The organism is Pseudomonas sp. MYb13 (assembly GCF_002980075.1).
GTDB lineage: Bacteria > Pseudomonadota > Gammaproteobacteria > Pseudomonadales > Pseudomonadaceae > Aquipseudomonas > Aquipseudomonas lurida.
In genome coordinates, this window is record NZ_PCQI01000015.1 from 133,560 (window position 1) to 140,935 (window position 7,376).

The 7,376-nt window shown below is 60.1% G+C and carries 5 protein-coding genes; 3 read left to right on the forward strand and 2 right to left on the reverse strand.

The genetic code is table 11. The features are described 5' to 3' along the window. Positions 1-67 precede the first annotated feature (67 nt). The 3 genes from fdhD (at position 68) to CQ002_RS22870 (ending at position 4,000) form a co-directional block, all read left to right on the forward strand. Positions 68-907 carry a formate dehydrogenase accessory sulfurtransferase FdhD gene (fdhD, locus tag CQ002_RS22860; protein WP_034108654.1) on the forward strand — a complete coding sequence of 280 codons (840 nt, stop codon included), beginning with the start codon at positions 68-70 and terminating at the stop codon, positions 905-907. Beyond that, positions 904-3,252 carry an FdhF/YdeP family oxidoreductase gene (locus CQ002_RS22865; RefSeq protein WP_105161482.1) on the forward strand — a complete coding sequence of 783 codons (2,349 nt, stop codon included), beginning with the start codon at positions 904-906 and terminating at the stop codon, positions 3,250-3,252. The genes fdhD and CQ002_RS22865 overlap by 4 nt, the downstream gene beginning before the upstream one ends. Before the next feature lie 268 nt (positions 3,253-3,520). After that, positions 3,521-4,000: a glycine zipper domain-containing protein gene (locus CQ002_RS22870; RefSeq protein WP_012721700.1), complete on the forward strand. Its 480-nt coding sequence runs from the start codon at positions 3,521-3,523 to the stop codon at positions 3,998-4,000. Between the two features lie 137 nt (positions 4,001-4,137). On the opposite strand, the gene CQ002_RS22875 is transcribed toward CQ002_RS22870, so the two are convergent. Continuing rightward, positions 4,138-4,569 (reverse strand): thioesterase family protein, encoded by a 432-nt coding sequence (locus tag CQ002_RS22875; RefSeq protein ID WP_034108650.1) that lies wholly within the window; start codon positions 4,567-4,569, stop codon positions 4,138-4,140. Positions 4,570-4,591: 22 nt separating this feature from the next. Continuing rightward, positions 4,592-6,529 (reverse strand): ATP-dependent DNA helicase RecQ, encoded by a 1,938-nt coding sequence (locus CQ002_RS22880; protein ID WP_034108649.1) that lies wholly within the window; start codon positions 6,527-6,529, stop codon positions 4,592-4,594. Between the last annotated feature and the right edge of the window lie 847 nt (positions 6,530-7,376).

The window sequence follows — 7,376 nt, forward strand, 5'->3', positions numbered from 1 at the left end:
GCAATTAGACGCGACGCTTTGTCGCGCCTAGTCTAAACACTGATCAATCCGTCGGTGGTACTGCCCCATGAACGCCCAGCGCCCAGTCTGCGCGGCGCCCGCTCTTGAAACGCCAGCGCCCGCCGCCAGCCAGAGCTACCAGTATTGCAATCTCGAACACACAGCATTTGCCAGCACTGCGCTGGCCGAAGAGGTGGCGTTGGCGATCGCCTACAACGACATCAGCCAAGCGGTGATGTTGGTGACACCGACGGACCTGGAAGACTTCATTGTTGGCTTCAGCCTCGGTAGCGGCATTATCGCCGACGTTAGCGATATTTATGACCTAAACCTCAGCGGATCGGGCGCTACCCAGTATGCGCAGGTGCAGATTTCCAGCCGTGCGTTCTGGAACCTCAAGCAACAGCGCCGCCAACTCGCTGGCACCAGCGGTTGTGGCCTGTGCGGCGTAGAAGCGGTCGAGCAGGCTCTGCCGAACCTTCAAGTGCTGCCTGGCGCGCCTCTGCCGCCCGCCGAATGGCTCGATGGCCTGCGCCAACGCATCAGCGCGTTTCAGCCACTGGGCCAATACAGCGGCGCCGTGCATGCGGCAGTGTTTATGAACGGCCAGGGCGAGTTGGTGCTGGGCCGCGAAGACATCGGCCGACACAACGCCCTGGATAAGTTGATCGGCGCGCTGATCCGCCAACAGATTCCGACCGAAGGCGGCCTGGCGATTGTGACAAGTCGTTGCAGCCTGGAGCTGATCCAGAAAGTCCTGCGCGCGGGCATCCAGACCCTGGTGAGCCTGTCGTCGCCCACCGGCCTGGCCCTGCAATGGGCGCGCCGGCATAACCTCAATCTCATCCACCTGCCGCAGAAAAGTGCGCCGCGGGTCTACAGCCCTGCGATGGAGAACCAGCCGTGAGCAATCATCATCAAGCCGACCAAACCCCAACCCCGCGCTACAAGCCCTACAAAGGCCCGGCCGGTGGCTGGGGGGCGCTGATCAGCGTGGCGCAAGCCTGGCTGACCAGCGATAACGCGCTGAAAAACCTGCGCATGATGCTCAAGACCAACCAGAACGGCGGCTTCGACTGCCCGGGCTGCGCCTGGGGCGACTCGCCGGAAAGCGGCATGGTCAAGTTCTGCGAAAACGGCGCCAAGGCGGTGAACTGGGAAGCCACCAAACGCCGTGTCGATGGTGCATTCTTCGCCAAGCACAGTGTCACCGCCTTGCTGGAGCAGAGCGACTATTGGCTGGAATACCAGGGTCGCCTGACCGAGCCGATGCGCTATGACGCCGAGACCGACCACTACAAACCCATCAGCTGGGACGCGGCATTCGACCTCGTCGGCAAGCACCTCAATGCCCTGCCAAGCCCGAACATGGCCGAGTTCTACACCTCGGGACGCGCCAGCAACGAAGCGGCGTACCTGTACCAGCTGTTCGTGCGCGCCTACGGCACCAACAACTTCCCGGATTGCTCGAACATGTGCCACGAAGCCAGCGGCGTCGCCCTGGCGCAAAGCGTGGGTGTCGGCAAAGGCACCGTGACCTTTGATGACTTCGAACACGCCGATGCGATTTTCGTCTGGGGCCAGAACCCAGGCACCAACCATCCGCGCATGCTCGAACCGTTGCGCGAAGCAGTTAAACGCGGCGCCCAAGTGGTGTGTATCAACCCCCTGAAAGAGCGCGGCCTGGAGCGCTTCCAGCATCCGCAACACCCGCTGGAAATGCTCACCAATGGCGACAAGCCGACCAACACCGCCTACTTCCGCCCGGCGCTGGGTGGTGACATGGCTATCCTGCGCGGCATGGCCAAGTTCCTGTTGCTGTGGGAACGCCAGGCACAGGCCGAAGGCAAGGAGGCCGTGTTCGACCACGACTTCCTCAACGAACACACCGCCAACGTGCTTGATTACCTGGGCGAGATCGACGACACCTCCTGGGAAGAAATCGTCGAGCAGTCCGGCCTGTCCCTGGTCGAGATCGAGCAAGCAGCGCGCATGTATGCCAAAGGCAAGAACGTGATCATGTGCTGGGCGATGGGCATTACCCAGCACCGCCACTCGGTGCCGACCATCCAGGAAATCGCCAACCTGATGCTGCTGCGCGGCAACATCGGCCGTCCTGGCGCCGGGCTGTGCCCCGTGCGTGGCCACAGTAACGTGCAGGGCGACCGCACCATGGGCATCAACGAGCGCCCACCGGTAGCGTTCCTGGACGCCCTCGACCGTCGTTTTCAGTTCCAGGTGCCGCGAGAAAACGGGCACAACGTGGTCGAAGCGATTCACGCCATGCTCGAAGGCCGCTCCAAGGTTTTCATCGGCCTGGGCGGCAACTTTGCCCAAGCCACGCCGGACAGCCCACGCACCTTCGAAGCGCTGCGCAGTTGCGACCTGACCGTGCAGATCAGCACCAAGCTCAACCGCAGCCATCTGATGCACGGCAAAGACGCGCTGATCCTGCCGTGCCTGGGCCGTACCGACATCGACATCCAGGCCGAAGGCCCGCAAGCGGTGACGGTGGAAGACTCGTTCAGCATGGTCCACGCCTCCAATGGCCAACTGCAGCCGCTGTCGAATTTGATGAAATCCGAGCCGGCCATCCTGGCAGGCATCGCCGCCGCGACCCTGGGCAGCAAACCGGTGGATTGGAACTGGCTGGTGGCTGACTACAGCCGCATCCGCGACCTGATCGCCGATACCATTCCGGGCTTCAAGGACTTCAACGAGAAGATCAAAAATCCGGGCGGCTTCTACCTGGGCAACTCCGCAGGTGCGCGCCGCTGGAACACCCCGTCGGGCCGTGCCAACTTCCGCCCGAACATCCTGCCCAAGGATTTGATCCACGAGCGCACCCACGCCACTGGCCGCGTGCCGGACCTGATCATGCAGTCGATGCGCTCCCACGATCAGTACAACACTACGATCTATGGCCTGGATGACCGCTATCGCGGGGTCAAGGGCCAGCGCGATGTGCTGTTCGTCAACGAAGCCGACATCATCCGCCTGGGCTTCAAGCCGGGGCAGAAGGCAGACATCGTGTCACTGTGGGAAGACGGCCGTGAGCGTCGCGTGAAGGGCTTTACCTTGCTGGCGTTTGATATTCCGGCTGGCCAGGCGGCGGCCTATTACCCGGAAGTCAACCCGCTGGTGCCACTGGAAAGCACCGGGGATGGCAGCCATACGCCGACGTCGAAATTCGTGGCGATCCGCTTGGAAGCAGCGAGTGAGACTGGGCTGATCATGGCGCGTTCGGCCTGACGAAAATCCGGCGGGCTGTCATGACAGGGGCAAGCCCGCTCACCACGAAAAAGCAGATTGCCGTAGAAAATCCGGGCACAAAAAAAGGCCGCTTTTGCATAAAAGCGGCCTTTCCGAAGTAACTAAAGACTCGCCAAATTGACTTAAGTTCCCTAGCTAAAACAGTAACTTAGAGAATTGTGTACAACTCGTGCTACTGGTCGGATTTCTATTGTCACAATCTCGACACAGCCTCAGGATCGCGCCGTCATCCTCTTGAGGTCTCTCTATGAAGTTCTCCTCGATTCTCTTGTTGTCCCTTGGCCTGGTCAGTGGCGCAGCCATGGCCGGTGGCACCACCGAAGCCGGTGTGGGCGGCGCATTGGGCGGGGTACTCGGTTCGGTTGTCGGCCAACAGATAGGCGGTAACACCGGTTCGGCCATTGGCGCAGCCTTGGGTGGCGCGGGCGGCAGTGCGGTCGGCGCTGACAAGCGCAGTCGTGGCGAAGCAGCCATCGGTGGCGCCCTGGGCGCAGCAGGCGGCAACGTGGTAGGCCGCAGCATGGGCGGCAATACCGGCAGCCTGATCGGCGCAGCCGCCGGTGGTGGCGCTGGTGGTGCGCTGGGTAACTACATGGGCAACAAGAGCGATGACGACGATCGTCGTTATCGTGGGCGCGATAACCGTCGTTATGACCGCGATGATCACCGTGGACGTGGTCATGCCTATGGGCATCGCAAGAACAAGCATCACTACCGTCACCGGTAAGTCAGCCATTCAAACAAAACCACAGCCCCTTGTGGGAACCGGGCTTGCCCGCGATTGCGTCGTGTCAGGCCACACTGATTGACCTGACCCACCGCTATCGCGGGCAAGCCTGGCTTTCACCGCATGCAAAAAATGCGTCAGGCCACCAACCGCTGCAATGCCTCGCGCAACATCCCCGGTATCGTCACCGGCTGGTTCGACGCGCGATCCACGAACACATGCACAAATCGCCCCGCCGCGCAGGCTTCCTCCTCGCCCGCCTTGAACACCGCCAACTCATACTGCACTGAGCTGTTGCCCAACTTGCCTACCCGCAGGCCGATGTCGATGCGTTCGGGAAAAGCGACCGAGGCGAAATAATCACACGCCGAACTCACGACAAACCCCACCACATCACCGTCATGGATATCCAACCCGCCTTGTTCGATCAGGTAGGTATTCACCGCCGTGTCGAAAAAGCTGTAGTAGGTCACGTTGTTCACATGGCCATACACATCATTGTCGTGCCAGCGCGTGATGATCGGCTGGAAGTGGAGGTAATCGGCACGTTGTGGCACTGAATCAGGCATCGGGTCATCTCGTGAAAGTGAGTTACAGATCATCCAAATGGGTCTGGACCCACTCGCGTACCTCGGCGTACGGGTAATCTTCCAGTGCAGCGGAACCCGGAATGCCCCGCGCCTTCAACTTGGTAAACAACGGCACGCTGATACCCAGAAGGAAACGCGTCAGGCGTTCCGCCCCAGGCCATTGGCCCGTGTGCTCATGATGCCTGTGGATAAAATCACCGCACAGCCCCATGAAATTTTTGTCCACAAGCGGCGACAGGCGCGGCGGTGGAGGCAGGTGCGCTACATGCCCGTGGCACACCGAGCAATGCCCGCAACGCTGGGGTGCGTTTTCATCGCCAAAGTACTGCGCCAGGCGCTGCCCCAGGCAGTGCTCGGTGGCGAACAGGTCGAGCATGGCGTGAATCCGTGCGACCTCCCCCACCTCGTGCTGCTTGAAGCCCATGTATAACGCCTCGCTCAGCACCTGTGGATCGAAGTCGGTATCCAGCAGGCTGTAGACCTCGGTCATCTGCTTGCTTTCCAGCTCGATCAGGCCCTGCTCCTGGAAGTAATCCAGCGCCTTCACCACGCGGTTGCGCTCGGCATTGTGCTGTTGATAAAGCGCATCGAAGTCCACCGTTGCCCAGGTCTTCGCCCGTTTGCATCCCTGGATGATCGCCGCCACGAACTGCTGTCGCTCGCCAGAGAAACGCGCCAGCAATGCCTCAGGCTCGATCAGGTATTTGAAACGGTACTCGGCATAGAACGCGTAGCGCGGCGCGATCACACCCTTGAGCTCCAACTGCACCAGCAGTGTCTTCAAGGGCAGCTCGCGGATATTGCTGTGGTCCGACAGCGACCTCAGCAAGAATTCCCACTGTCCTTCGCTGCGTGCCGCCTGCAACTCCTGCAGTACCCGGCGAATGCCCTCCTGCTCGGGCGTGTCGCCGTAGACAAAGTTTTCCAGCACATTGAGACTGTCGCGATTGGCCAAGACCAGGCAGTCGGACGGCTGCCCATCACGCCCCGCGCGGCCGATTTCCTGGCTGTAGTTCTCGATGGACTTGGGCAGGTCGAAATGCACCACGTTGCGGATATCACTCTTGTCGATGCCCATGCCAAACGCGATGGTGGCAACAATGCAATTGGAGCGCCCGCCCATGAAGCGCTGCTGGATGCCCTCGCGTTTATCGTGGGGCAAGCCGGCGTGGTAAGCCTCGGCCTGGATGCCGTTGCGGTTCAGGTGCTCGGCAATCTGCTCGGCGGTTTTCTGCAAGGTGACGTAGACGATACTGGGCTGATCGGCACGCTCGCTCATCCACTGGACCAGGCGCCGACGCTTGTCGGCACCGCTCACCGGTTCCACCAACAAGTTGAGGTTGGGCCGGTAGAAGCCCGTGGTGACCACGTCGTCCGGCGCAATGGCGAACTTGGCCTGCATGTCGGCAATCACCTTGGGCGTGGCGGTAGCCGTCAGCAGCAGCGCTTGGGGGATGTTGAACTGACGCTGGTAGTCTGGAAGTTTCAAATAGTCCGGACGGAAATTGTGGCCCCACTCGGAAATACAGTGCGCCTCATCCACCACCAGCAGCGAAATCTGCACGCTTTGCAGAAAGTTACGAAAGCGCTCGTTCTTCAAGCGCTCCACCGAAATCATCAGGATCTTCAACTCGCCCGAACGCGCACGGGCCATCACCTCATTGGCCTCCTCGCGGCTCTGGGCCGAATCGATACTGCCCGCCGAAATCCCATGGCGCTGCAAAAAGCCGAGCTGGTCCTGCATCAGCGCCAACAGCGGCGACACCACCAACGTCAGATGCGGCAGCAATACCGCCGAAAGCTGGTAACAAAGGGACTTGCCCGAACCCGTGGGGAAAATCGCCGCTGCCGAACGACCGGCCAGTACGGCGCTGACCGTTTCTTCCTGGCCCAGACGAAACTGTGGATAACCAAAGACCTGCTGGAGGGTGTCGTGCATAGGCTGTCACTCCATTGACCGCTGAGTTGGCTCAAAAACATAGCCCGGGAATCTCAGCGAATCGAGAAAGGTCGCAAGGAAAAAAGAGACAGGATGATACACAGGGAGGGGATGGCCTAGGGCCGAAGTGGGAACATTCCGAGGTAGTCGCAGGAACGGAGTATCACGCGGCAATTTCATACCTGACCCACTGCCATCGCGGGCAAGCCCGACGCCCCTAATTGGCTTGTTTACCTGTTGAGTCGCCGCCAAGCCGTAAATACCGGAAACAGCTGTAAGAAATCTCCAAACGCTGCGACATCCTTTTCCCAAACTGCATATAACAACCGCTCACCCCTCTATAGAAGTTGCCCGCAGCTGACCGAAAATAGCGCCCTCACCACTGTCTCGGCACAAAACCCGTGAACATAGAAAGGACTCAACACCTCAGCCACTACGGGATCACCTTCACAGTGAGTCGCGTTACCGTGATGCCTAGGGGCCAGGATGCACGCGCTGCCCTTGGCTTGCCAGAAGCGAAGACCTCAGCGTTCAAGCTGCTCCATGCATGTGTACTTAAATGAGCCACAGCGAATGGCTTTACCTACAAACAGCGCTGTTCTTTGCCCTCTCTCTACTGCTGTATTACAAAATCACTGACTGCACGCTAAGAAAGCGTTTCGCTATTACCCTCCTCGTAACGGGGTCAGTCCTGTTGTTATGTCGACCCTCCGTGGTCATCTTCCTTAACATCCAACGCTTACCTCTCGCCCTAATCTTGATAGGCTTGGCACTCTTCATCACCCGAAACAAATACCGCCCCAGGCGCAATAAGCCCCCTCACCCACTCCTGTGTGCCCCCACCATG